General features: G+C 61.1%; 22 protein-coding genes. 12 read left to right on the top strand and 10 right to left on the bottom strand.

The features are described 5' to 3' along the window. The first annotated feature begins 308 nt into the window (after window positions 1-308). The 3 genes from GG26_RS01205 to GG26_RS01195 all read left to right on the top strand — a co-directional run bounded on the left by GG26_RS01205 (window position 309) and on the right by GG26_RS01195 (window position 2,577). A complete protein-coding gene (locus tag GG26_RS01205) occupies window positions 309-1,313 on the top strand; it encodes a hypothetical protein (protein ID WP_414388509.1) in 1,005 nt (334 codons plus the stop codon). Continuing rightward, window positions 1,310-2,092, top strand: a complete 783-nt coding sequence (rsmG, locus tag GG26_RS01200; protein WP_011430507.1) for a 16S rRNA (guanine(527)-N(7))-methyltransferase RsmG — start codon at window positions 1,310-1,312, stop codon at window positions 2,090-2,092. The genes GG26_RS01205 and rsmG overlap by 4 nt, the downstream gene beginning before the upstream one ends. Window positions 2,093-2,286: 194 nt before the next feature. Then, window positions 2,287-2,577, top strand: coding sequence for an RNA recognition motif domain-containing protein (locus GG26_RS01195; protein ID WP_011430509.1), 291 nt, complete (start codon window positions 2,287-2,289; stop codon window positions 2,575-2,577). Window positions 2,578-2,616: 39 nt separating this feature from the next. Here GG26_RS01195 and GG26_RS01190 read toward each other — a convergent pair whose 3' ends face one another. Then, entirely contained in the window at window positions 2,617-3,450 is an 834-nt protein-coding gene (locus GG26_RS01190) for a metal ABC transporter permease (protein ID WP_011430510.1), read from the bottom strand. A 15-nt stretch (window positions 3,451-3,465) separates the two neighbouring features. After that, entirely contained in the window at window positions 3,466-4,221 is a 756-nt protein-coding gene (locus GG26_RS01185; RefSeq protein WP_011430511.1) for a metal ABC transporter ATP-binding protein, read from the bottom strand. Window positions 4,222-4,289: 68 nt separating this feature from the next. Here GG26_RS01185 and GG26_RS01180 point away from each other — a divergent pair, with 68 nt between their 5' ends. The 4 genes from GG26_RS01180 (at window position 4,290) to GG26_RS01165 (ending at window position 9,091) form a co-directional block, all read left to right on the top strand. Then, window positions 4,290-5,219: a metal ABC transporter solute-binding protein, Zn/Mn family gene (locus tag GG26_RS01180; protein ID WP_414388506.1), complete on the top strand. Its 930-nt coding sequence runs from the start codon at window positions 4,290-4,292 to the stop codon at window positions 5,217-5,219. 72 nt (window positions 5,220-5,291) lie between these two features. Next, the gene (gene aspS / locus GG26_RS01175; protein WP_414388503.1) at window positions 5,292-7,097 is read left to right on the top strand and encodes an aspartate--tRNA ligase; all 1,806 of its coding nucleotides are present in this window, start codon (window positions 5,292-5,294) and stop codon (window positions 7,095-7,097) included. Window positions 7,098-7,156: 59 nt separating this feature from the next. Then, window positions 7,157-7,933, top strand: a complete 777-nt coding sequence (fabI, locus tag GG26_RS01170) for an enoyl-ACP reductase FabI (RefSeq protein ID WP_011430514.1) — start codon at window positions 7,157-7,159, stop codon at window positions 7,931-7,933. 21 nt (window positions 7,934-7,954) lie between these two features. Further along, window positions 7,955-9,091 carry an AI-2E family transporter gene (locus GG26_RS01165; RefSeq protein WP_011430515.1) on the top strand — a complete coding sequence of 379 codons (1,137 nt, stop codon included), beginning with the start codon at window positions 7,955-7,957 and terminating at the stop codon, window positions 9,089-9,091. A gap of 80 nt (window positions 9,092-9,171) precedes the next feature. Here the strand turns inward: GG26_RS01165 and GG26_RS01160 are convergent, their stop codons facing one another. The 4 genes from GG26_RS01160 to psbV all read right to left on the bottom strand — a co-directional run bounded on the left by GG26_RS01160 (window position 9,172) and on the right by psbV (window position 11,687). Then, window positions 9,172-10,068: a sulfatase-like hydrolase/transferase gene (locus GG26_RS01160; RefSeq protein WP_083759164.1), complete on the bottom strand. Its 897-nt coding sequence runs from the start codon at window positions 10,066-10,068 to the stop codon at window positions 9,172-9,174. Then, window positions 10,056-10,556, bottom strand: coding sequence for a hypothetical protein (locus tag GG26_RS01155; protein WP_011430517.1), 501 nt, complete (start codon window positions 10,554-10,556; stop codon window positions 10,056-10,058). Before GG26_RS01155 ends, GG26_RS01160 begins: the two co-directional genes overlap by 13 nt. Window positions 10,557-10,626: 70 nt before the next feature. Beyond that, a complete protein-coding gene (gene psbV2, locus GG26_RS01150) occupies window positions 10,627-11,151 on the bottom strand; it encodes a photosystem II cytochrome PsbV2 (RefSeq protein ID WP_011430518.1) in 525 nt (174 codons plus the stop codon). After that, window positions 11,151-11,687: a photosystem II cytochrome c-550 gene (gene psbV, locus GG26_RS01145; protein ID WP_011430519.1), complete on the bottom strand. Its 537-nt coding sequence runs from the start codon at window positions 11,685-11,687 to the stop codon at window positions 11,151-11,153. Before psbV ends, psbV2 begins: the two co-directional genes overlap by 1 nt. Before the next feature lie 391 nt (window positions 11,688-12,078). On the opposite strand from psbV, the gene GG26_RS01140 reads away from it, so the two are divergent. Genes GG26_RS01140 through radC form a run of 3 tightly spaced genes read left to right on the top strand, consistent with a single transcriptional unit; the run spans window position 12,079 to window position 15,563 of the window. Then, on the top strand, window positions 12,079-13,140 hold the full coding sequence (locus GG26_RS01140) for a CIA30 family protein (protein WP_011430520.1): 1,062 nt from the start codon (window positions 12,079-12,081) through the stop codon (window positions 13,138-13,140). After that, on the top strand, window positions 13,133-14,824 hold the full coding sequence (locus GG26_RS01135) for an ArnT family glycosyltransferase (protein ID WP_011430521.1): 1,692 nt from the start codon (window positions 13,133-13,135) through the stop codon (window positions 14,822-14,824). The genes GG26_RS01140 and GG26_RS01135 overlap by 8 nt, the downstream gene beginning before the upstream one ends. Window positions 14,825-14,831: 7 nt before the next feature. Continuing rightward, on the top strand, window positions 14,832-15,563 hold the full coding sequence (radC, locus tag GG26_RS01130; protein WP_011430522.1) for a RadC family protein: 732 nt from the start codon (window positions 14,832-14,834) through the stop codon (window positions 15,561-15,563). Window positions 15,564-15,647: 84 nt separating this feature from the next. On the opposite strand, the gene fmt is transcribed toward radC, so the two are convergent. The 4 genes from fmt to GG26_RS01110 form a co-directional block, all read right to left on the bottom strand. Continuing rightward, window positions 15,648-16,616 (bottom strand): methionyl-tRNA formyltransferase, encoded by a 969-nt coding sequence (gene fmt, locus GG26_RS01125; RefSeq protein WP_099813161.1) that lies wholly within the window; start codon window positions 16,614-16,616, stop codon window positions 15,648-15,650. 24 nt (window positions 16,617-16,640) lie between these two features. Continuing rightward, the gene (locus GG26_RS01120; protein ID WP_071813519.1) at window positions 16,641-17,348 is read right to left on the bottom strand and encodes a hypothetical protein; all 708 of its coding nucleotides are present in this window, start codon (window positions 17,346-17,348) and stop codon (window positions 16,641-16,643) included. A gap of 76 nt (window positions 17,349-17,424) precedes the next feature. Next, window positions 17,425-18,825: a magnesium transporter gene (gene mgtE / locus GG26_RS01115; protein ID WP_414388495.1), complete on the bottom strand. Its 1,401-nt coding sequence runs from the start codon at window positions 18,823-18,825 to the stop codon at window positions 17,425-17,427. A 288-nt stretch (window positions 18,826-19,113) separates the two neighbouring features. Continuing rightward, window positions 19,114-20,838, bottom strand: coding sequence for an electron transfer flavoprotein (locus GG26_RS01110; protein ID WP_414388492.1), 1,725 nt, complete (start codon window positions 20,836-20,838; stop codon window positions 19,114-19,116). A gap of 369 nt (window positions 20,839-21,207) precedes the next feature. Between GG26_RS01110 and GG26_RS01105 the strand changes: the two genes are divergently transcribed. Then, window positions 21,208-22,578 (top strand): DUF2079 domain-containing protein, encoded by a 1,371-nt coding sequence (locus GG26_RS01105; protein ID WP_414388490.1) that lies wholly within the window; start codon window positions 21,208-21,210, stop codon window positions 22,576-22,578. Between the two features lie 243 nt (window positions 22,579-22,821). Then, complete coding sequence (locus GG26_RS01100) at window positions 22,822-24,867, top strand: PhoX family protein (protein WP_414388488.1); 2,046 nt, start codon at window positions 22,822-22,824, stop codon at window positions 24,865-24,867. Window positions 24,868-24,967 lie beyond the last annotated feature (100 nt).

Raw genomic sequence — 24,967 nt, 5'->3', positions numbered from 1 at the left:
AAAACCTCGCAAGTGCAGAATGAGAAAGCCGGGCCTAGCGACTAACTCGGCTGTGGATAAGAAACATTAAGGGCTCTTCCATCGTAACAGGGATGGAGGCGCTTGCTTGCAGTTGCCTGTCCTGGAGAGTCCCTATCGGGTGGGAAGAGAGTTTTCGCTAAAAAACCGCTCACTGGCTAGGCAATGATTCCCAGCAACCATCGCAACGGGGAACCCAGATGACCAGGTAAAGGCAAGACTTATGATCGAAAAAAGAAGCCATCCAGACCCGTGGAGATACTGGCAAAGATCCGCAGTGCCATCGTTTTATGTCCGTTGTTGCTGAGTCCTTTCAAACGTATCTTCGTCGTCGCCGTCGTCTGCTGGCTCGCCGTCTCAAGCGGCAGCAAGGGTGGGGTGTGGTTTTGGCTTTGTTGGCCTTGTACTTGCTCAGTTGGGATGCGCTGAGCGAGGGTGGGTCGTTGCTGCACTTGGGGAGAGGGCAACCCCTATGGCTGGTGGTGATCCCGCTGTTGGGGGGAGGACTCTACAGCTTGGGCGCTGGGATGGTCTGGATGCTGCGCCAGCGCTGCTCTGCCCAGCTTTTGGCCGAGATGATCAGCTTGCCCCACTTGGCTTTGGCCGCCCTGCTCTGGCTGGGTCTGGCCATCTGGGGAGAGCAGCTTTCGCCTTTCCTGTTACGACAAAAAAACCAGTTATTGGCGGGCCTGGTGATGAGTTGGCTGTTGGCTCAGGGGTGGAGTTTTCTTCGCTCCCACTGGATCGTGGAGGTGGGGCAGCTGTGGAGGGATTATCTGCAGGAGCTGCGAGCCTCGGTGTTACAGCCCTGCTACCGGCGCCTGGAAAGCTGCCGCCATTCGCTGCGCCTCTATCAGGCCATTTGGCAAGACCTACAACTGGAAGAGCTGGAAGCCCAGCACCTGATCCAGGTGTTCTCTGAATCGCTGTTGCCGCTGACCTTGCCGCTCAAGGTCTATGCCCAGCGGGTTCACCACTACTGCCAACAGTTGGCAGCCCTGCTGGCGCAGATGCAAGAGCAGGTGGAGCGACTGGAGCAGGTGCTTCTGGATGTGGAGCTGGAGTTGGCCTCCCGTCAATCCTTCCAGGCCCAGCCACAGCCGATTAACCTGCTGGTGGAAGAGGGGATCCACTGTCAGGAGCTGGATTTGCAGGAGTTGGTTTGCCTGAACCAGGAGCTGCTGGGGGCCGATCGCTCTTTGCAGGGCTTGGCCGAAGAGCTCAAGGGCTGGGCCGACAAAGCCATCCCCGCCGGCTTAAAACTGGGATTGCCATGGCTGCGATCCCTGGGATGAAGAAGGCTGACCCGCCTGCTTCTGAGCCCCCAGAACTGGAGGCCCTGTGGTCAAGCTGGCTGGTGGATCTGGGCTGGCAGCCTTCTGAGCCGCAGCAGCAGCAACTGCAACAGCTCTATTCCCTGGTGATGGCCGGAAACCGCACCCAAAACCTCACCCGCATCACCGATCCCATCGATTTTTGGGAGAAACACCTGTGGGACTCGCTGCGGGGCCTGCGCCTGCTGGGATCCTGGGATGAAATCCAAGCTCAGCCCTGGCGCGGGATCGACATCGGCACCGGGGCAGGGTTTCCAGGGATCCCGGCCCAGATCGCCCTGCCCCAGGCCCACTTCACCCTCCTAGACAGCAGCCAACGCAAGATCGCCTTTGTGCAAGAAGTTTTGCAGCAGCTTTCCCTCGCCCAGGCGCGGGCGGTGGCCCAACGGGCAGAGATCTGGGGGCAAGACCCGCAGGAACGCGGCAGCTACGATCTGGCCTTGGCCAGAGCCGTGGCAGCGGCGGAGATCTGCGCCGAGTATTGCCTGCCCCTGCTCAAGGTGGGGGGACGCGCCATTCTCTACCGCGGCCATTGGACCGAGGCAGAAGCCCAAACCCTGAAGCGGGCCCTTTCTCTTTTGGGGGGGAAGCTGATCCATGTCGAAGCCTTCACTACCCCCCACAGCCACGGGATGCGGCATTGCCTGCTGTTGGAGAAAGTCGCCCCTACACCAGCTTGCTATCCCCGTCCTCCCGGCATTCCCAAACGCCAACCCCTGGGACAGGACAAGCGCCGCTAAAAGTTGGGATCCTTAATTTCCTAGTTCAAAAAAGCTTCTGCACATTCCTGGAGAAAGATCTTGGACAGGTAGTTTGCAAATGCCGTCGGGGAGACTAAGATGTGGATGGCATCAGGTTCGGATTGAGCCAATGGTCTAACCAGGTGAGCTTCCGAACTGAGCGCTAAAGGTTAAGGTTCGGAGTTCGCTACGTTATGACCATTTTTGTGGGCAATCTGTCCTTCAAGGCCAGTGAAGAAGACCTACGGCTTGTGTTTTCCGAGTACGGCACCGTCAAGCAAATCAAGCTGCCGGTGGATCGGGAGACGGGCCGCAAGCGCGGCTTTGCTTTTGTGGAACTGGAAAACGAGGCCGACGAGCAAAAAGCCATCGATGAGTTGGATGGCGCCACCTGGATGGGCCGGGATCTGAGGGTTAACAAGGCCATGCCGCGTCAGGCCGGCGCAGGCGGCGGCAGGCGGGATAGCCGTTCTTCCCGCTTCTAATCCGATAGGCTCTGGGCCGGGGATCCCTCTCCCCGGCCTTTAGCTTTGGCCGAAGATGACTTTGGCCAGAAAGGCCAAGCCAAACCAGGTGGAGGCCACCAGGACAATAGCCGGGCCAGAAGCGACGTTGAGGTAGTAGCTGGCGTACATCCCCAGCAAGCTAGCGCTGACGCCAAACAGGGATCCCAGCAGCATCACCTGCTGCAGGCGAGGCACCAACAGGTAGGCTGTTGCTGCCGGCGTGATGAGCATGGCCAGCACCAGCAGCACCCCCACCGCCTTCATGCTGGCCACCAAAGTTAGGGAGGTGAGCGCCATCAGCCCCCAGCCCAGTCCCTCGGTGGGCAGGCCGGCTGCCTTGGCTCCCAGGGGATCGAAACTGTAAAAAGTCAGCTCTTTAAAAAAGAGGGCCACCAATCCCAGCACCAGAGCGGTGATGCCCACCACCGTCAACACGTCGGCAGCACTTACCCCCAGCAGGTTGCCGAAGAGGAAGTGGTTGAGATCGATGCGGGCCCGCCGTTGGATCAGGGTGATCAACAGGATCCCCAAAGCAAAGAAAGCAGAAAAGACGATCCCCATGGCCGCATCGGGCTTGAGGGGAGTGGCGGAGCGGATCCACTGGATGAGCAGAGCGCTCAGCAACCCCGCCACGAAGGCGCCGACAAAAAGGTTTAGGCCCAGCATGTAGGCAATGGCCAGGCCCGGCAGCAGCGAATGGCTGAGGGCATCTCCCAGCAGGGCCAAGCTTTGCACCAGCAGATAGCTGCCCACCACGGCGCAGAGCATGCCGATGGCCACGGCCACCAACAGGGCCCGCTGCATGAAGGCAAAGCGCAAGGGATCCGCCAGGGTGTGCCAGAGCCCTTCCATACCACCTCTCACCCCCTAGGCAGCCGAGTCCAAGGGCAGGATACGGCCATAGGCCCGCTGCAACACCTGCGGCTGCAACACCTGCTGCGGGGATCCCTGGGCAATCAGCACGCGGTTGAGGAGCAGCACCTCGTCAAAGTAGGCCAGCGCCTGCCCCAGGTCGTGGTGCACCACCATCACGATATGGCCGGCGTCGGCCAGCTCCCGCAACACCTGAAACACAATGGCCTCGCTGGGCTGGTCGATCCCGGCCAGCGGCTCGTCCAGGGCGTAGATCTCCGCTTCCTGCGCTAGAGCCCGCGCCAAAAACACCCGCTGCTGCTGTCCCCCTGATAGCCGACCAATGGGCCGATCCCGATAGGCTCCCATCCCCACCCGCTCCAGGGCTTGCGCGGCCCGCTCCCGACCTTCTGGCCCGATGCGGCGCAACCAGCCGGCAGCTCTTACCTGTCCCATCAGCACCACATCCCACACCGTGGCCGGAAAGCTCCAGTCGATGGCCGACCGCTGCGGCACATAGGCCACTTGCTCCCCCCGCAGCACCTGGCCGCCGTAGCGCACCTCGCCCCCCTCTTTGGGCACCAACCCCAACAGCGCCTTGAGCAATGTACTCTTGCCGGCCCCGTTGGGCCCCAGGATGCCCGTGATGCGCCCCGGCCGGATCTCGGCGCCGATCCTCTCCAACGCCAGCAACTTGCCGTAGCGCACCGTCAGATCCCGCACCACCAGGGAGGCCGGACGAAGCGGGAGAGAAACCGCTGGTTTTTTCATTTTCCTTTCATTTTCATCAAGACCAGTGTAACCTAGGGGGGTACATGAATCATGAAACGATTATGAAAATGAAAGCTTTGTTTTTTGCTGGGCGCCGCTTGGCGGTGGGATTTGGCCTGGTGATCGGGGGTTGGCTGTCCCTGGCTGGCTTGGCTGTGGCGCGTCCCCGCGTCGTGGTCACCACCACCTTGATTGCCGATTGGGTAGGGCAGGTGGGGCAGGATCGCATCCAGCTCAGCAGCCTGCTGCAGCCGGGCGTGGATCCCCACGTCTATGAGCCGACGCCGGCCGATGCCGCGGCCCTGGAGCAAGCGGATCTGGTGTTTTACAACGGCTACAACCTGGAGCCGGGGTTAATTCGTCTTATCGAGGCCACGGCCCAAGGAGCGCGGCGGGTTGCCCTGGCCGAGATCCTTGAGCCCATCGTCGCCGATGAAGACGGGATCCCGACGCCGGATCCCCACGTGTGGGGCAATGTGGAAAACGTCATCCTCATGGTGGAGCACATTGCCCAGGAGCTGACGGAGCAAGTCCCCAACGAAGCCGCTTTTTTCCAGGCCAATGCCGCCGCCTATCGGGCGGAGCTGGAGGAGCTCCACACCTGGATCGGGGAACAGATTCAGACCATTCCCCCCGCCAACCGGGTTCTGGTGACCACCCACGATGCCTTTGCCTACTACACCCAAGCCTACGGCCTGAAGATGGGGGGATCCCTCCTGGGGATCAGCACCGAGGAACAGCCCAGCGCCCAGACGGTGGCCCAGTTGGTGGAGGAGATCCGCGCCCTGGGGGTGCCGGCGGTCTTTGCCGAGACCACCCTTAACCCCGCTCTCATCCAGACGGTGGCCGCCGAAGCCGGGGTGCAGGTAGCCGAACAGGAACTGTACTCGGACTCTTTGGGGGAAGCAGGCAGCGGCGCCGAAACCTACGTCGCCATGATGCGCCTCAACACCTGCACCATCGTGGCGGCCTTGGGCGGATCCCCTGACTGTCCTTGAGGGGCAGCATCGAGACGGTGGGGCTGAGTTTTGTATGATAGGGGCTCAGACCCTCGTTATCTCACCGCGTCCATGCCTGCTGCCATCCGTCGCCCGCCTCGTTCCCTCTACTGTGGCCAAGTGCGCCCGGCCCACATCGGCCAGACCCTCACCCTCTACGGCTGGATCGACCGCCGCCGCGACCACGGCGGTGTGATCTTCTTGGATCTGCGGGATCGCTCCGGCATCGTGCAACTGGTGGCCGATCCCCAGAAAACCCCCCTCTCCTACGAGCTGGCGGGGCAGGTGCGCAGCGAATATGTGGTGCGGGTAACGGGAACGGTTCACCAAAGACCTAGTGACTCCTTTAATCCCCGCCTGGCCACCGGCGAGGTGGAGGTCTACGCGGAAGAGTTGGAAATTCTCAGCCGGGTGGGCAAGCAGCTTCCCTTCAGCGTCTCGGGGGAGGAAGGGGAAGAGGTGCGGGAGGAGATCCGCCTGCGCTACCGCTACTTGGACTTGAGGCGAGAGCGCCTGTCCCGCAACCTGCAGCTGCGTCACCAGGTCATCAAGGCCATCCGCCGCTTCCTGGAGGACGAAGAAGGCTTTATCGAGGTGGAGACCCCCATCCTCACCCGCTCTACCCCCGAAGGTGCTAGAGATTACCTGGTGCCGAGCCGCGTCAACCCCGGGGAGTGGTTTGCCCTGCCGCAGTCGCCCCAGCTTTTTAAGCAGTTGCTGATGGTGGCCGGCGTGGATCGCTACTACCAAATTGCCCGCTGCTTTCGGGATGAGGATCTGCGGGCGGATCGCCAGCCGGAGTTTACCCAGCTGGACATGGAGATGAGCTTTATGGATCAGGAGGCGATCCTGGAACTCAACGAGCGGCTCCTCTGCCATATCTTCAAAACCGTCAAAGGCATCGACCTGCCCCGCCCTTTCCCGCGGCTGACCTATGCCGAGGCCATGGCCCGCTACGGCTCCGACAAGCCCGACACCCGCTTTGGGCTGGAATTGGTGGATGTTTCGCCGCTGTTTCAGGGATCCGGCTTTAAGGTCTTCGCCAAGGCCTTGCAAGAGGGCGGTGTGATCAAAGTTCTGCCGGTGCCGGGCGGCGACGAAAAGATCTCCAACACCCGCATCAAGCCGGGCGGGGATCTGTTCAAGCTGGTCACCCAGTACGGGGCGGGTGGCCTGGCCTTCATCCGGGTGCGGCCCGGCAGCCTCGACACCATCGGCGCCCTCAAAGAAAGCCTCAGCCCCGAGCAGGAACAGCAGTTGCTGCAGCTTACCAACGCCAAGCCGGGGGATCTGCTGCTGTTTGGAGCAGGGCCGGCTGCCGTGGTCAACGAGTCGCTGGGCCGCCTGCGGCTGCACCTGGGCCAGGAGCTGGGCTTGATCCCGGAGAACGCCTTGAATCTCCTCTGGATCACCGATTTTCCCCTGTTTGAATTCAATGCCGAGGAAAACCGCCTGGAAGCCCTGCACCACCCCTTTACCGCCCCCCACCCCGACGACTTGGCCGACCTGAAAACGGCGCGGGCCCAGGCCTACGACCTGGTCTGGAACGGCGTGGAAGTAGGAGGGGGATCCCTGCGGATTTACCAGCGGGAAATTCAGGAGCAGGTTTTTCAAGCGATTGGCCTCACCCCCGAACAGGCGCGGGACAAGTTTGGCTTTTTGTTGGAAGCCTTTGAGTATGGCACCCCGCCCCACGGCGGCATTGCCTACGGCCTGGATCGGCTGGTGATGTTGCTGGCCGGGGAAGATTCCATCCGGGATGTCATCGCCTTTCCCAAAACCCAGCAGGCCAGGTGTTTGCTCACCGGTGCCCCTTCCGGCGTCGAGGCCAAGCAGCTCAAGGAACTGCACGTGGCCTCCACCTATCAGCCCGGCTGAACAGGATCCCCTGTTCCGGACTGTGGAAGGATAGAGAAGAACCTACCCCACCTTTCCGTATGCTAGACCTGACCGGAAAAAAAGCCTTGGTAACCGGCATTGCCAACGAGCGCTCCATCGCCTGGGGCATTGCCCAGCAACTGCACAAAGCGGGGGCGACGTTGGGGGTTACCTATCTGCCGGACGAGCGGGATCGCTTCAAGACCAAAGTCCAGCAGCTCACCGAGCCCCTGCAGCCGGATTTTCTCCTCCCTTGCGACGTGCAAAGCGACCAGCAGATTGACGAGCTGTTTCAGGCAATAGCCCAGAAATGGGGTCAGGTCGATATCTTGGTTCACTGCCTGGCTTTCGTCAAAAAAGAAGAGCTGAGCGGCAACTTTAGCGATATCTCGCGGGAAGGGTTTGCCCTGGCCATGGATGTGAGCACCTACTCCCTGATTGCCCTCTGCCGGGCCGCCAAGCCTCTCTTGAGATCCGGCAGCAGCATCCTCACCCTCACCTATTTGGGGGGGGTGCGGGTGGTGCCCAACTACAACATGGCCGCTGTCACCAAAGCGGGCCTGGAAACCTGCGTTCGCTACCTGGCGGCCGAGCTGGGCCCCGCCGGGATCCGGGTGAATGCCATCTCCGCTGGACCCATTCGCACCTTGGCTTCTTCGGCCATTGCTGATTTCCATGCCATGCTGCACGCGGTCGAGGAGAAAGCTCCGCTGCGGCGCAATATCACCCAGCTCGAGGTGGGCAATGTGGCAGCTTTTCTGGCCAGCGACCTGGCCAGCGGCATTACCGGCCAGGTGATCTATGTGGATAGTGGATATAGCATCCTGGGTTTTTAGGCTCTTGGGGATCCCCCTGGCATGAATCGCTTCTCGCCTTTGCAGCGGCTGCTGCTCACCTGGATTTTGATCGTCATCAGCGGCTGGCTGGCCCTACAGGTGGGCCGGCTGTTTGGCCATCTGCTCACCACCATCCTGACGGCGGCGGTGCTGGCTTTTTTGCTCAACTATCCGGTGCAGGTGCTGCGGCGCTATCGGGTAAGCCGCGGTTTGGCAGTCACCCTGGTTTTTGCCCTGTCGGTGGTGCTGCTGGCCTTGGTGGGGATCGCTGTGGTGCCCATCCTGGCCAAGCAGGTGGTGCAGTTGGGGGCGCGGATCCCGGAGTGGGTGGATACCTTACAAAGCTGGCTGGATCAAATCAGCCTGTGGGCGGCAGAGCGCAACATCAACCTCGGCCAGACAGAGCTGGTGAACACCCTCCTCAACCGCCTGCAGGCCAGCGCCGAAAAAATTGCCGGCCAATCCCTGGACATCCTCCTGGGCACCTTCAATCAGGTGATCGATCTGGTGTTGGTGTTGGTGCTGGCCCTCTACATGCTGCTCTACGGGGGGCAGTTCTGGCAGGGGTTGCTCAGCCTCTTCCCCAAGCCCTGGGGACCGCGCATCGGCGAAGCCCTGGCTCTGAGTTTCCAGAACTTTCTCATCAGCCAGTTGGTGTTGGGGTTCATCATGGCCCTGATGCTGGTGCCAATTTTTGGGTTTTTGCGCGTGCCCTTCGGGCTTTTGTTTGGCCTGTTGATCGGCCTGCTGGAGGTGATCCCACTGGTGGGGGGCTTTATTGGCATCGGCGCGGCAGCGGTGCTGCTGGCCTTTCAGGATATCTGGCTCAGCCTCAAGGTGGTGCTGGTCTCCCTAATTGTGCAGCAGGTTAAGGATCGGGTCATCGCCCCCCGCCTGATGGGGGAACTGATCGGCCTCAACCCGGTGTGGATCTTGATCGCCCTGTTGGTGGGGGCGCAACTGGGGGGCATCCTGGGCGTCATCGTCGCGATTCCCCTAACCAGTGTGGTGAAAAGCCTCTACGAGATCGCGCGTTCCGCCGACTTGGCCGCCGAAGAGGGCTTGGACTCGACCACGAGAGTGACCTCTCTGGGCGAAAGTCGCAGAGAAACTCGCCGGGATCCCACCTTGCCCAAACCGGAGACCCAACAGGTTTAGCGTGCTGACGTTCCAAGCGGAGCCGAACCCGAATCCGTATCTCCCCTCTCCCTTTGGGAGAGGGGCCGGGGGTGAGGGCCTCAGCGAATTTTTCCCTCGATAAAAGGCACCTCCAGCACCTTTTCGTGGTGGATGGGGCCATGGCCAAAATAGCCCCCTTCCCCGAACAATTCGCCGTGGTCGGCGGTAACGGTGATGTAGGTGTTTTTGGGAACCAGATCGAACAATTGTTCAAAAACCCCATCTAGGTAGCGCACCGCCTCGATCTGCCGCTGGCGCAGCTCCTCCAACTGGGCGGCGCTGAAAAAGGGGATCCCGGCCTCTTCCCCTTCATCCAGGCGCTTTAACACGCCATTCACCCCAGAGATGCGGGGCCACAGGCTGGGATCCTCATCGGGCAGGGCGTAGGGATAGTGAGTTTCACCCACATTCAACAGGTAAAAGCTGGGGCGATCCGGATCAAAGCGCAACTGCTCCACCATGGCTGCCATGTCGTTGTGGCGCGGCATGAGGCGGTAGGAATCGAAGTCGCGGTTGAGCAGGGTGCTGGGGTTGAGCACCGGCAGGGAGACCATGGCGTGGGTGGTGTAGCCCAGTTGGTGCTTCAGTAGCGTCGGCAAATAGAGGTGGGGCAGCAGATGCTTGAACTCGATCGGCTGCCGGGTACCGAGGCGCTCGTTGTAGCGCAAATATTCCTGCTTGTAGTGTTCAGACGCGAAAACCTGGGTGGGGCTGGTGTGGGGCAGCAGGCCCATGAGCAGGTTGTAGTGGGCGGGAGCCGTCCAGGAAGCGTAGCTCCAGCGCTTTTCCAGGGATCCCAGCTTGAGCAGATGCTTGGGGTTGGCGGCCAGCAGGCTGTCGAAACGGCAACTGTCGAGAACGATCAGCAGATAGTTATTCTGTCCCTGGGGTTCCGGTCGAGGGTCGGACTCAGACGAGGGAGCCGCAGAAGATCGCCACCAGTTCAAGAGTCCCATTCCTCTTCCTCCTGGGCAGAATAGGGCCGTCGGACGATCCGCCAGTTGGGGGCTGTGGCCGCGTCGTCTTCCTCCTCAAGTTCTTCCTCAGGATTGGCAGATTTAGGAGCCGGGTCGCGAATGCGTTCCGGCGGGATATTGGAGTAGGAATAGCGGCCTGCCTGGGGATCCGGCAGATCCTGAGGCAAATAGTGGTCGGGGGGAATCATCTGCGCTTCCAAAAAGCGCACTCGCTCGATGAGCTGGTTTAACTTGCGGATTGCCTGTCGCTGGAATACCCGGTCGTGCAGCCGCCAAGCGCCCACATACAGAAACCCCAAGCCCACTCCTACCCCATAGGCCGTCAAGAGCGTCAGCGACAAAGGAATCGCAGCGCCAGCTTGCCCGGCTACGACTACGGCTGCCGCAGATCCCCAGTTTTGGACAAGGAAAACGAGCAGGGTCAGTATCCACAGGCCCAGGAGTATGGAGCGGATATTCTGGAGCATGGCCGCCACCTTCCCTCTTCACCAGGCTACCACCACCCCTGCAAGGAGCGGCGGAGGAAACCCCGACTCCTCAGCCACCTCCGATTGCGTTGGATCCCCAGCCCGGAGCCACTTGAGCCGCCCTGAGGATAAAGGCAGCCAGGTTGCGCAGCGCTTCATCATCCATCCAGGAGGGGGGCACGGGGCGGCAGCCATAGCTAACCTCGGTGCCATCGTAGCTGCGGGGATCCCGTTGGTACTCCACCAAGGCTTGAATGGTGTCGCGGGGTGGGGTGGCGCCGCGCAAGTCCTTGAGCGAAAGGGAAATGTTGGGGGCCGGTAGGGTAGAGCCACCCACGTGGCAGTTCAGACAGGCGGACTGAAAGCGATTTTTCCCGTCGGTAAGTTGCTCTGGAGTAAAGGTGAGCATGTGCCCTTCCGCATCCCAGGGCAGCTCTATCGGCTCAGTGGTTCGCAGATAGTGGCTCACGTAAGGATCAATGCGGCCTGCTGCTGGGCTAGCTAGCCCTAGCCATACCAGAAGCAGGATCCCGGCCCACCTCCAGCCACGGCCCGGGACCCGCCACCGCTTTGCCCCTTGAGTTTGCCCAGGCATCAGAGATAGGCCGAAAGGTCACTGTGGGATTCGCTCTTGGTGCCGCCCCAGCCGGGCACGGTCTTAGCCTGCACTAGGATGTAGCCGGCAATTAACTTCAGATCCTCATCGGTGAGGTTGCGCAGGCGAGGATACTCACTTAGAAGCTGGGTGTTGGGATGATATTCCACCAGGGACTCTACCCCGTCATAGGTGACCGGGTTCTTGATGTAGTCCACGATCGCCAACACATTATCGCGGGGAGGTGTTGCCCCCTCCAGATCCGAGAGCTTCAAGGTAACATCCGGATTGGGATAGGTCTGTCCACCCACATGACACTGGGCACAGGCCCTGTTGAATAACTGCTTTCCTCTGGCCAGTTGCGCTTCCGTGAAAGTGATGGACTCGGTTGGCGACAAGGCTACAGGAGGAATCTGCCTGGCCGCCAAGGCCGGCCCCCAGGCATACCCGGCCATCCCCAAAACCAAGATCAGGATCAGTAACCGACGACGCGCCGCCGCGAACGCTTTCTGAAGAGAAAAAAATTTGCTAAACATGGTTCTCCGTAGTTCGATCTTAGAAAAGGGGTCAGCTCTGCTCCAGCGACAAACCCGACAACAGGATCAAGAATAGACCATTGCGAGATCATTTGCAGATGGGATCCGGGATCCGTTTTGCAAGGCGTTCTCTTCGACCCTGGTGTTAAGTTTGATTGCGAATTCAGGGCCCCTTCAACGGTCGGGTTATTGCCCCCACCCTGCCGAGATCGGCAATGCGATACACAAAAGCAAACTCGGAGAAGGGATCTCTTTCCTCCTGGAGAGGACAGCAGAGGTTGGGACAGATAGGGTTGAGGAGTCCTCAAAGGCGGTTCAATTGCCAGGGATCCCCTGGCTGGGGCTATCCTGTAAGCATCTCTCCTGCGTGCGTTCTCTAAGTGGGTAGGCAATGCCTTGGGACCTGGGGCGGTTTTGGAACACGCTGACCTACTACGAAGCGCTGCCCTTTGCCGACCTATGGCGCTGGGTTCAGAATGGGTTCCAAGCAGCAGCGGTTGACTTCATGCCTCCTTCCCTGGCGACTTCAGCTCCTCTTCCCGTGATCTTCTTGGGCGATGGCCTACCAGTGGGGCTGGCGGAGGCGCTGCAACAGCAGGGGGCGGAAGTCCAGGAGAGAGGGGATGAGGTGACAGCCAGGGTCATCCTGGGTCTGGAGAACCGGGAGGAAGCTAAGGCCCACCTGGAGCGGCTGCGCCGCAGCGGCCAGACGGAACAGATGCTCTTTGACTTTCGCCGGCCTGACCCCCAGGTGAACCAGTTCTGGGGCATCCTAGACGATGTGGTGATGGGCGGGGTGAGCCAAAGCCAACTGCTCTGGGGCGAGGGCGAGCTGCTGTTTACGGGGCAGGTTTCCACGGCCAACTTCGGCGGCTTTGTTTCCACGCGCACCCGCAACTGGCAGCCTCCCTTGGATGTGTCGGGGTTTGCCGGCCTGGAGCTGCGGCTGCGGGGGGATGGGCAGCGCTACAAGGTTCTGCTGCGGGATCAAGGGGGTTGGGACAGCCCGGCCTACGGCTATGCCTTCGACACCACCCCAGGGGAAGAGCAGACCGTCCAGGTGCCTTTTGCCGAGATGGTGCCTACCTTTCGCGCCCGCCGGGTTGCTGCTCCCCCTTTGAATACCCGCCAGATCTATTCCCTGCAACTGATGCTGAGCAAGTTTGAGGCGGACGGCAGCCCCAACCCCCGCTTTCGGCCTGGGCCCTTCCAACTGGGCCTGCGCTGGATCGGGCTCTACCGCCGCGATCCGCTGCCGCAACTGATGGGGGTGGCGCGGGGATCCCTAACTCCCGATTGGGTGGCGGCCTTGCGGGAGAGCTCCAGCCGCTGGTGTGGGGTGGAGATTCCTGCAGAGATCGAGGGATCCGCTCTGGCAGCCCAGTTGCTGCGGCTATTGCACTCGCCCGAGAGTGTGGGCCGGGTGGTGCCTCTAGAAGCTGTCCATGGCTAAGCTTCTGGGCCGCCTCAAGGGATCCCTGGGGCTTTTGGCCGGCCTATGGCTGTGGGCGGGCCAGGGGATCCCTTACCTGTTTGACTGGGACGAGCTCATTTACGCCAGCTTGGCGCGGCAGATGCTGGCCAGCGGCGATCCCCTGGCTTTGCAAATTAACGGCGAGCCTTTTTTCGAAAAGCCCCCCCTCTTTTTTTGGCTGCAGGCCCTGGCGATGGCGGCCCTGGGGGTCAACGAAGGGGCGGCGCGGCTGCCCAATGCCTGGGTTGGCGGGATCACCGTAGCCCTTTTGGTGGCGTGGGGAGGGCGGCTGCGCGGGGCGGGGTTTGGCTGCCTCTGGGGGATCCTGCTCCTGACGGGCTACCTGCCCCTGTTTTTCTACAAAACCGGCCTCATCGACCCGCTGCTGAATTTGGGTATGGGCGTGGGGCTGGGATCCCTTTGGGCTGCTGAGGAGGCGCGTCGGGCCGGGCGCTCCGGTCAGGGGTGGAGAGCTCTGGGCGCGCTGGCTTTGGGCCTGGCGGTGTTGGCCAAGGGGCCGGTGGGGCTGGTGTTGCCGCTAGCCATCTGGATCCTCTACAAGCTCTGGCAGCGGGATCCGCCAATGGGGTGGGGGGAGATGGTGATCTTTTTGGGCCTGGCGGCGGCTGTTCCCCTGGCCTGGCTGGTGCTGGAAGTGACAGCGCGGGGGCTGCAGTGGCTGGCGGCGTTTTGGCACTACCAGTGGGGTCTGGTGAGTACCCCCAGCGGCCATCCGGGCCCGGTCTACCTGCATCTTTTGGCCTTTGCCTGGGGGTGCTTTCCCTGGGGGGCTTTGGCCCTGGCCGGGATCCTGGAGAGGATCCCCAGGAGTATTGACTCGGCGGCTGCGGATTTAACTCAGCGGGCAGAACGCCTGCTCTTGGTGGCCTTTGGGGTGGTGCTGGCCCTGTTTTCGCTCCTGGTGCAAACCAAGTTGATCCACTACACCTCGCTGCTTTACCCCATCGGCGCCTACTTTGCCGCCCTGCGCCTGCAAGGCCTGGTTGCCGAGAAAAGGGGGCCCAGCTTTGGGGAAACTGCCTGGATCCTGCTCAGCGGCCTGGGTTGGCTGGCCCTGTGGCTGCTATTGCCGTGGCTGGGATCCCAGGATCCGGCTTTGCGGGCCCAAGTGGGGGCCGCCTTGGGGATCCCCGACAGCCTAACCGGCCGTTTGGCCCTGGGATACCTACAGGCCGAGGTGGAATGGCCCTTCTTCACCTATGGCCCTGCTTTGCTCCTGGTGCTGGGGGGACTGGCCTGGATCAGGGCGCGGCAGAGCGTTCGGGGATGGGCCATCTTGCTCTTGGCCACTGGACTCAGCGCCCAGTTGGCCTGGAGCTGCATCTTCCCAAGGGTGTTGCAGCATACCCAGGGGGGATCCGTCTACTTTTTCCGCCAGTTTGCCGGCCCAGAACCGGCTCTTTCGGGAAGGGTTGGCCTCTACGGGCTCCGCTCGTTTGTACCCTATTTTTATGGTCCGCTGCGGGTGCCCTATGCCGCCAAGCTGGAGGAGCTGGCTGCCTGGCAAGCCCAAGGCCAGGTGCCCGACTATCTGGTGACCTGGGATCCCTTTGTAGCTGAGCTAACGGAGCCAGGGATCCCAGCGGCAGCTTGGCAGGCCGTGGAGCGCCGCAGCCCCTTTTGGCTGTTGAAGAAAACCTAGGGAAGATATGGGCCAGTACGTGTTGCGGATCAGCGACCTTCCCCTTCAGGATCGCCCGCGCGAGCGGCTGCTCAGCCAAGGGGCCAAAAGCCTCTCCCACGCCGAGCTGCTGGCCATTTTGCTCAATACCGGCCAGGGGCCGGGCAAGCTCTCGGCTGTGGGCCTGGCCCAGTTGCTCTTGAAAACATTGGAAGCCCAAGGGGATCCCCTGGCCCAACTGCGCCAGGTGGAAGCCGGAGAGCTGCTGCAAATTGAGGGCATTGGCCCAGCCAAAGCAGCAACAGTGTTGGCCGCCATCGAGCTGGGGCGGCGGATCTTTTTGGCCCGACCCCCCGAGCGGACGGTGATTGAATCGCCGGAACAGGCGGCCATGGCCCTAAGCGGCGACCTGATGTGGGAGCCCCAGGAGCATTTTGCCGTCCTGCACCTGGACATCAAACACCGCCTCATCGGCCAGCAGATCGTAACCCGGGGAACCGCCACGGAAACCCTCACCCACCCGCGGGAAACCTTCCGCAGCGCCATTAGGCAAGGGGCCAGCCGCATCCTGGTGGCCCACAACCACCCCTCCGGCAGCTTGGATCCCAGCCCGGAAGATCTTGCTCTCACCCGGCAACTCTTGCAGGCGGGGCAACTGCTGCAGATCCCGGTTTTGGATCACCTCATCCTCGGCGGCGGGCAGTTCCTCAGCCTGCGCCAACACACCCGCCTGTGGGAGGAATTTCCCCAGCCCGAGTAGTTCCAAGCGCTCCGCGCCGCTAACGCGACCACCCCCGCCCCCCTACATCCCCCCGCAGGCGGGGGGACAAGAGGGGGGCCGGGGCTAGGGATCCGGCAGCACCTCAAAGCGCATGCCCACCCTGAGTTGGCCGCCGTTGACCAGATCCCAGGCCGACTGTTCCTTCCTGCCGGGCAGTTGGGCCCGCCGGATGAGGAGGGATCCCTCCCCTGTGGCCACATACACCCCTTCTCCCCTGGCCAGTCCCACCACTTCTCCGGGGCTGCCCGGGGGAAGCTCGGCAGGTGGCGGGTGCAACTGGGGAGCGGCGGAGCGGACAATCTTAATCCGCTGCCCCTGCAAGCCGGTAAAACAGTCCGGGGAAAAGGCGCGGATTTGGTTGTGCAAGGCCTGGGCCGGGCGCTGCCAGTCGAGCTGGAAGTCCTGTTTTTTAAGCAGGGGGGCATAGGTTGCCCGCGAGTCATCCTGGGGAATGGGGGTCAGCTCTCCTTTTTCCAGTTTCACCAGGGTTTCCACCAGCAGCTCTGCCCCCCGTTGGGCCAGTTGGGAGGCCAGCTCCAAGCCGGTCTGCTCCGGCTCGATGGGCAGCTTGGCCTGCAGCAAGATGGCCCCCGTATCCATGCCTTCGTCCATGAGCATGGTGGTGACGCCGGTCTCGGTCTCGCCGTTGGCAATGGCCCACTGGATGGGGGCGGCGCCGCGATAGGCCGGCAGGAGGGAAGCGTGGACATTGATGCAGCCCAGCTTGGGCATCTGCAGCACCGCCGGCGGCAAGATCTGGCCGTAGGCCACCACCACAAACACATCGGCAGCCAGCGCCTCTAGCGCCGCCAGCACCTCTGGATCCCGCCGCAGCCGGCCAGGCTGCCACACCGGGATCCCGTGGGCTTGGGCGAGGATCTTGGTGGGCGGGGGGAGCACCTTCTGTCCTCGCCCCTGCGGCCGATCCGGCTGGCAGACCAATCCCACCACTTCAAAGGGAGACTGCGGCTGCAACAAGATCTGCAGCGAGGGCAGAGCAAACTCCGGCGTGCCAAAGAAAACAACCCGCATGGCCGACCCCCTGAGCCCTGCCCTTTAGTCTAGAGCGGCCGGGGAAGGTGGAGAGGGCTCGCCCTCGGCGGCGTCGGCTGCTGGAGAAGGAAAGGGAGAAAGCCTGGTCGGGGAAGCCTGCCAAAAGGCGGGCTGTTTGAGATCGAACTCTTGGCTCCAGGCCGGCAAGAAGGAGCCCAGCTTTTGCCCGGAAAGCCGCAGCCGCTGCACAAAGGTCCATTCCAGACGGGTCAAGGCCCGCCGCACAAAGTCCTTGGCCCAAGCCGGATCCGGAACTTCCGCTGCCTGCAAGTTCACCTGTAAGAGGCCCAGCTTGGGGTGCAGATGGACGCGGGCCTGGATCCCCTGCGGGCGCAGCAGGTAGTCGAGCACATACTGGATGGCTTCTCCATCCCCGCGTTGGGCGCGATACAAGGGGCTGTTGGGGTTGGGCGGCGGCTGGTAGCGCCACTCGCGGTGCCACTCCGGGATCCCTTCGTTGGGGGGAAAGCCAAACAGCTCCACCTGGCGCTGCCGGTAGCTCAACGCTATTTCCTCTAGGGTTGGCAAGAGGCCCTGCAGCAGCCGATCCGCATCCGGAAGGGGATCCCCTTCCAGGCGCAGCAACAGGCGGTGTCCGGAAAGACGCGCCTGCACCTGCAGATGTCCCAGCCCCTGGGATCCCAGGGCTGCTTGCAAGCGAGCCACGATCTCCGGGAGAGCCGCCTGGACCTCCACAGAATGGTCAGACATCGGCAGGGATCCGCAACAAGACCAGATCCAACCTAGCCCAAGTTCGGCAAGGGCTTGGAGGGGTTGCCAGCCGGGGCTAGATTCCCAGGATTAAGCGGGCAACGGAGAAGTAGATCAACACCCCTAGCACATCCACAATCGTGGTGATGAAGGGGTTAGCCATCAAAGCGGGATCGAAGCCGAAGGAGCGGAACAAAAAGGGCAGCCCCGCCCCCGACACCGAAGAGAGAACAGAAATCCCAAATAGGCTCAGCCCGACGCTGATCGCCACCAAGAGATCCCGCTGCAGGGCATAGGCCCAGCCGATGGTGATCAAGCTGAGCATGATCCCCAGCATGGCTCCCACCGCCGCTTCCCGGGCCAGCACCCCAAACCCGTCCTTGAGGCGCACCGTCGCCGTGCTCAGGCCGCGAATCACCACCGTCGAAGACTGGGAGCCGACGTTGCCGCCGCTATCCACCAACAGGGGGATAAAAGCCGCCAGGGCAATCACCTGGCTTAAGACCTCTTCCTGACCGGCAATAATCGTGCTGGTAAAGGTGTTGGTAAACAGCAAAATCAGCAGCCACACCACCCGCTTGCGGGCCGCCTGCCAAAAGCTGAGGTCGAAATAGTCCTCTTCTCCAGACTGCAACCCCCCCAAGGAGTAGATGTCTTCGGTGGCCTCTTGCTCCAGGATGTCCAGTACATCATCTACCGTAACGATCCCCACCAGTCGCCGCTCGGCATCCACCACCGGCACCGCCAACAGGTCGTACCGCTGGATGACCCGCGCCACTTCTTCTTGGTCGGTGTGGGTGCTGACAAACACCACCTCCCGGTTCATCACCTCCTCCAGCCGCTGGGCCGGGTCGGCCATCACCAACTCCCGCAAGGACAGGGTTCCCGTCAGGTGTCGCTCTTGGTCGGTGACGTAGAGGTAGTAGATGGTCTCGGTTTCGCGGGCCAAGAGGCGCACCCGCTCCAGCGCCTCGGCTGCGGTCAGGTTCTCTCGCAGGGAAATGTATTCCGGAGTCATGATCCGCCCCGCGGTGTTGGGGGCATAGCCCAGCAGCAAGGCTGTGGCTTCCCGCTCTTCGGGGCTGAGCTGCGGCAGCAGTTCGGCAACCACCTTGGCCGGCAGTTCGTCGAAGAGGCGGGCCCGGTCGTCCGGCGACATCTTGTCCAGGATGTCCTGGATCTCTTGGCTTCTGAACTCGCGCAGCAGCGTCTGTTGCAGCTCTATGTCCAGGTGTTCGTAAACGCGGATAGCCAGATCCTTGGGCAGCAAGCGAAAGGCCAGAGCCTGCTGCGCCTCCGGCAACTCCCCAATGACCTCGGCAATGTCCACCGGCTGCACCGGCAGCAGGAGAGATTTGGCCTGTTCCAAGTTGTTTTCCTTTAAGGCCAAGCTGAGCTGGCCGCGCAAGAGCTCACAAGATTGCTCGCGGCTCAACTCAGGACTGGGGGCGGGTGGGATCAGCGGGGCGGAATTCAACGGCCTTGCTCCCTGCAACTCTAGCTGTAACCAAAGGTCGGGCGGCGCAAGCCCCGGACTTTAGCCCTGGGGATAAGCCGCCTTATCTCGACTTTATGATGATGTCACGAGCGCCTGCGGATTTCGATCCACGGTATTGGTTCGAGCAATATCCGACGCAAGTATCTCGGCTTGGCCCAGTAGTTGGGGTTATGGCGTCCTCCCCAACCCCCCGTCTACGGGGGGCCCTGGAGAGAACGTCAATAATGCCAGCAAGGCTGAGCCCCTATTTCGCTGGCCACAGCTCGGCTAGAGCCCATAAAAGTCGGGGCCGGATCCCTCGTAGCTGGGGTTAACCCGCAGGTTTAAGTGGGGGCAGACGATCTCGCAGGTGCGGCACTGGATGCAGTTTTCCAGCGACATGGCGTGGGAGCGGATGCCGTTTTGCTCGCGGATGTGGTGGACTTCCGCGGTGCAATCGGCCACGCAGGGGGTGGGGCGGTTGAGCTTGTCGTAGGTGGCAATGCACTGGCGGCAGATCTCGGCGCTGAACTCGAGGATGTGCCGGTTGCCTTCGGGGTAGCGGGGATCCGCAAAAAAGACGGCATCGGATCGCGAGAAATAGCCCGCTCGCGTGGTCAATGTTTCGGGATCCACAACGCTGGGGGCCACAAAGTCCGCCTGGATGGCGGCATGGGGGGCCACATATCCCCGTGGGGGTGGCTCGCTGGCGCTGACCCGTCCCGTCAGCAGGGTATAGGCACGCAGGAGTTCCCTGCCGCGACGCACGGGATCCTGGAGGCCCCAGCGCAGGGATCCCAGCCAAGGGTGGCCGGCATCCACGCTGCGGCAGATCTGGGGCAGGTACGCTTCCAGCAGACGGGAGTTTTCCAAAAAGGCCTCCCGGAAGTAGCGGCTACGGTAGAGATCTTGGCCAACGGAGCTCTCCATCACCGCCTTTTGGTAGGCCTCTTGGATCCGCAGATCTCCTTTCAAGAAGCCGTCGTGAATGAGGCCCGCTGCTAGGTAGCCGGTCTCCATGGCGTTGTTGATCCCGGCCAGGCTGCCCACATCCAGCACCCCCAGGGCATCGCCCAAAAGCAAAGCCCCTTCGACGCCAAAGCGGCTGGGCAAGCTGTAGTAGCCCCCCTCAGGAATGACGGCAGCCCCATATTTGAGCAACTTGCCGCCGGCAATGAGGGACTGGATCCAGGGGTGGGCCTTGAACTCCTGCAGGCGCTGCTGCGGGTTGAGGTTGGGGTTTTTGCTGTCGAGGCCGATGATCAAGCCCAGGGCCAGGCGGTTATCTTTGAGGCCGTAGACAAAGCCGCCGCTGAAGCTGCCATCCAAAACCGGGTAGCCCAGGGTATGCCACACCTGCCCCTGCAGTGAGCCAGGAATCTGCCACAGCTCCTTGACCCCCACTGACCACAGTTGCGGGCGGGGGCGCAGGTGAAATCTTTCGATCAGGTCCTTAGAGATAAACCCCTTGTCGCCAAAACAAGTGAGCTCGGCAAAGACACAGTCTTCATAAACCTGGCCGGAGTCGCTCACCCGCACCCCAATGACTCGCTTCCCCTCATAGAGGATCTCATGGGCGGCAAAGCCAGGGAATACGTCCAGGGTGACGTTGGGGATCCCTTTAGCCTTTTCTTGTAGGGTTTCGGCTAGCCAGCGAATGACATGGCTGAGGGTGAGGATGAGCTGCCCCTGTTTGCGCAACCCCTTTGGGATCACTGCCTCTGGCAAGTCCCACCGTTCCTGGGATCCCAATATGCTCAGGTGGCTCACCTCCACCCGCCCCTCGTGGGGAAATCCTTGGCTCTCAAAATCCGGGAAAAGCCTGGCGATTACCTGGGGATTGCAGATGGCACCACTGATGATGTGCCCGCCGAATTGCCGGGCTTTTTCCAAAAGGGCGATGGAGAGCTTGAGCCCCGAGAGCTTGGCCAGATCCAAAAGGCGATGGGCCAGGATCAGGTTGGAGGAGCTCCCCCCCACCAAAAGCAGGTCGTAGCGGATGGCGTCACTCATGCAAAATTCCCCACCCAGTGGCTCTGGAGAGTCTGCCCGTATCCTAGAAAGGAAAAGTGGAAAGATCCCAAAACTTTAGACCTTCTCAAGGCTTTGGGCGTTCTCCCCGCGGGGGCCCACCCCCAGCCTCTTGCCTTGCTTGGGTAGGGATCCCTCCTTCCTGCAATTTTTCCAGCTAGCCGGATTCGAGCCTCTCTTGCCAGAGAAAAAGGGGCTGTCTTTGAGCTGGCTTGCGGTCTTACTGCTAGCTGGCAGAGCTTGGATTCTACGCTAAACAAGTTGTAGGCGGCAATGAAGGAACATCCTCTGTCCAAGTCTTTCTTGGCAACGCTGGTTGGAGCCTTCTTTGTTCTTTTAGGCTGCAGCGTTGTGCGGCACCACTTGTTTCAGTCGGGAGGGTATGATCTCGGTATTTTCGACCAAGCTGTTTATTTAATCAGCCGTGGCGAGGTTCCTTTTTCTACTATTCGCGGGATCCACATTCTTGGGGATCACGCAGCTTTTATCTTGTATCCTCTCAGTCTCTTGTATCGCATTGTTCCCTCTGTATATTGGCTGTTTGGCATCCAAGCTCTGGCACTAACGCTGGGAGCGCTGGCCGTTTACCATCTGGCGCTCCAGGCCGAGATTGATTCTGGCAGGGCGAGAACAATTGCCGCCGCCTATCTTCTCTACCCAGCCATCTTCAACGCCAACCTTTTTGATTTTCATCCAGAAGTGTTGGCCGTTCCCCTTTTTTTGGCCGCTATACTCTGTGTTCGCTCTGGCAAGCTGTGGGGGTTTTTGCTGTGCCTAGGCGGCATCCTCGGCTGTAAGGCGGCATTGTCTCTCAATGTCGCTGCCCTGGGAGTTTGGCTTTTGATCTGGGAAAGCCGGCGGATTGACAAGCGCTGGCAACGGCGCTGCCAAGTGGCCGGCTGGCTTGCCATAGCGGCAGGGTCGGCTTGGTTTGGCGTGGCTACTTTTTGGATTATTCCTCACTTCAGTGGCAGCGAGCCGGCAGCCGTTTCTCACTATAGCTATTTGGGCAGTTCTGTTCCTGAAATTATCCAAAACTTGGTTCTCAAGCCAACATTAGTCCTGGGCAAGGTCTTCTCTCTCGACACCCTATTCTATGGATTTTTGTTAGTCATCCCTGTGGCTTGGGGCCTCTCTTGGCGCCACTGGGATCCCTGGATCCCTGCCCTGCCAACTTTGGGGCTGAATATCCTTTCTAGCAATCCTGCTTATCGGGACCTGGTGCACCAGTACGCGCTGCCTGTTGTTCCTTTTCTATTTCTAGCTGTTATCGAAAACGGGAAGACGACCAACCCTCCCGCCTCTTCTGCGAAAGTAAACAAAACAGCCCTGATCTGGTCTTTGCTGGCTTTTTTGGCTTTGGCCAAGTATACCTTTTTCGGCTCCCTCTATCTCCAGTTTCTCGACACTTGGCAGGCCACTCGTGAGGCCCTTGCCCAGATCGCCACCTCAGGGGGCGTTCTCACCACCCATGAGATCAGCCCCCACCTCACCCATCGGCGGGTTATTTACTTTACCGACGAGAGCCGCTTTAAGGGATCCCCTCCCGACCAATGGGATCCCTTTGATTATGTCTTGCTCAACAGCCGCCATCCGGGGTGGCGCAGCAGCCCAGAGTTCTCCCAGACCCTGATTGCCGCTTTACAAAACGAAACCTCATTTCGACTTCTCTACCATCGCGATGGGGTGTATCTGTTCTCCAGGCTACGAGAAAGATCCTGACAGGCAGCCGCAGCAATGCCCTGCCTCATCGCAACAAATCGTTAAAAAAAATTGTTACGTCGATCTAAAGAAATTCTCCAAATCGGCAAGGCTTAACCTGGGCTTGGTCTCTCCTTAACTTCGAGCCACTAGTTTTGTAGTGCCTATCCTTATGCGTGAAAACAGTCACGCGGGGAATAGATGTTTTTTGTAAAACATCTAGCTTCTAGAAGACCGACAAGACAAGAGAAGAGGAGAACCAAAGTGAATAGCAATCCGCATGGCCCCCGGCTCCGTCATGGGGACGAGCCTCTGTGCAATCATTCGCCCAACCCTACCTTCAGCAGCATTCTGGAAACCCGCCTGCAGCGGCGCCAAGTGCTGCAGGGCGGCATTGCGGCGGCAGTGGCCACCTTTTTCGGCCTGCCGGCGCTAAACGGCGCTTCCAAATCTGCCAAAGCGGCCAGCGGCAGCTCCTTGCTGGGCTTCAAGGCGATCCCCGTGAGTGCAGAAGACAAAGTGGTGGTGCCCGAAGGCTACACGGCTCGACCGCTGCTGGCCTGGGGTACCCCCATCACCGGCACCTACCCACAGTTCAAGCTGGAAAACACCGGCGCCGAGCAAGGGATGCAGGTGGGCAGCCACCACGACGGCATGCACTTCTTCCCCATTGATGGGAAGGATCCCTGGCAGGGCCGCTCTGATGAGGGCTTGTTGGTGTTCAACCACGAGTATGTGGAGCCGCGCTTCATGCACGCTGCCGCCAAGGGGCAAAAGTTTGACGACGAGGACTATCCGGTCAATCCCGACGGCAGCCGCGATCCCGATCAAGTACTCAAAGAGCTGAACGCCCACGGGGTGAGCATTGTCCACATCAAGCAGCAGGGGGACGGCAACTGGACTGTGGTGCGGGATCGCCTCAACCGCCGCATTACCGGCCTCACCCTCATGGAGATCCACGGGCCTGTGCGGGGATCTGACTTCGTCAAGACCAAGTTCAGCCCCGATGGCACGATGACGCGGGGCACCTTGAACAACTGCGCCCACGGCGTTACCCCCTGGAACACCTACCTCACCTGCGAAGAAAACTGGGCCGGCTACTTCACCAACACCAGCAAAGGGCCGGATCAAAAGCCCAACCTGCCCCGCGAGCACAAGCGCTACGGCGTGAGCACCGAGACCTCCCGCTACGGCTGGGAGCTGGCCAGCAACAAAGCCGACGAGTTCATCCGCTTCAACGCCACCCCCACGGGCGCCGATCCCACCCAGGACTACCGCAACGAGCCCAACACCTTCGGCTGGGTGGTGGAGATCGATCCCTTTGATCCCAGCAGCACGCCCAAGAAGCGCACGGCTCTGGGCCGCTTTGCCCACGAGGGCGTGGTGTTCCAGCCGCCGGTGGAAGGGCAGCCGATTGTGCTCTACATGGGGGACGATGCCCGCTTCGAGTACATCTACAAGTACGTCTCTGCCGAGCCCTACCGCAAGGAGACGGCAGGTGGCCACCTGTTGGATAAAGGCACCCTCTACGTGGCCAAGTTCAACGAAGACGGCACAGGGGAGTGGATCCCGCTGGTGTTTGGGCAAAACGGCCTCACGCCCGAGAATGGCTTCACCAGCCAGGCGGACGTGTTGGTGAACACCCGCACGGCGGCGGATTTCGTCGGCGCCACCAAGATGGATCGGCCCGAATGGGGAGCGGTGGATCCCAAGACCCGCATGGTCTACTTCACCCTGACCAACAACAGCCGCCGGGAACCAGACCAGGTGAACGCCGCCAACCCCCGTCCCAAGAACCAGTGGGGCCACATCATCCGCTGGAAAGAGATGGGCAGTCCCCAGTCCACCCGCTTCGAGTGGGACATCTTTGTCTTGGCCGGCCCCTCCGCCGACAGCCGTACCCTGTCAGGGCAGCCTCTCAACGCAGACAACATCTTCAATTCTCCCGATGGGCTGTGGTTCGATGCCAGCCGTCGCCTCTGGATCCAGACCGACACCAGCGAAAGCAATCTCAACCAAGGGGAGTTTGCGCCTTTTGGCAACAACCAAATGTTGGCTGCCGATCCGGATACAGGGGAAATTCGCCGCTTCTTGACCGGGCCGATTGGGCAAGAGATCACCGGTGTGGTCACCACTCCCGATCAGCGCACCATGTTCATCAACGTGCAGCACCCAGGCGCCAGCACCAGCGAGGACGACTTTGCTGCCGGCAAGGTCAATTCCCGCTGGCCAGACTACGACCCCAATCTCTACCCCCGCTCGGCGGTGGTGGTGATCACCAAAAATGACGGCGGCATCATCGGTGCCTAACTGGCGCTGATGCAGTCAGCCAATAAAACCCAGCGGCAGGGATCCCTGCCGCTTTCTTGTCTCTGTTCCTGCAAGAGTCGTACTCAAACCTCTCCTCTCC

Origin of the sequence: Synechococcus sp. 'PEA 65AY6A-5F PE A' (genome assembly GCF_047462575.1) — a bacterium.
GTDB lineage: Bacteria > Cyanobacteriota > Cyanobacteriia > Thermostichales > Thermostichaceae > Thermostichus.
The sequence above is the reverse complement of the archived record's forward strand: the minus strand, read 5'-3'. Positions and strand labels throughout refer to the sequence as shown.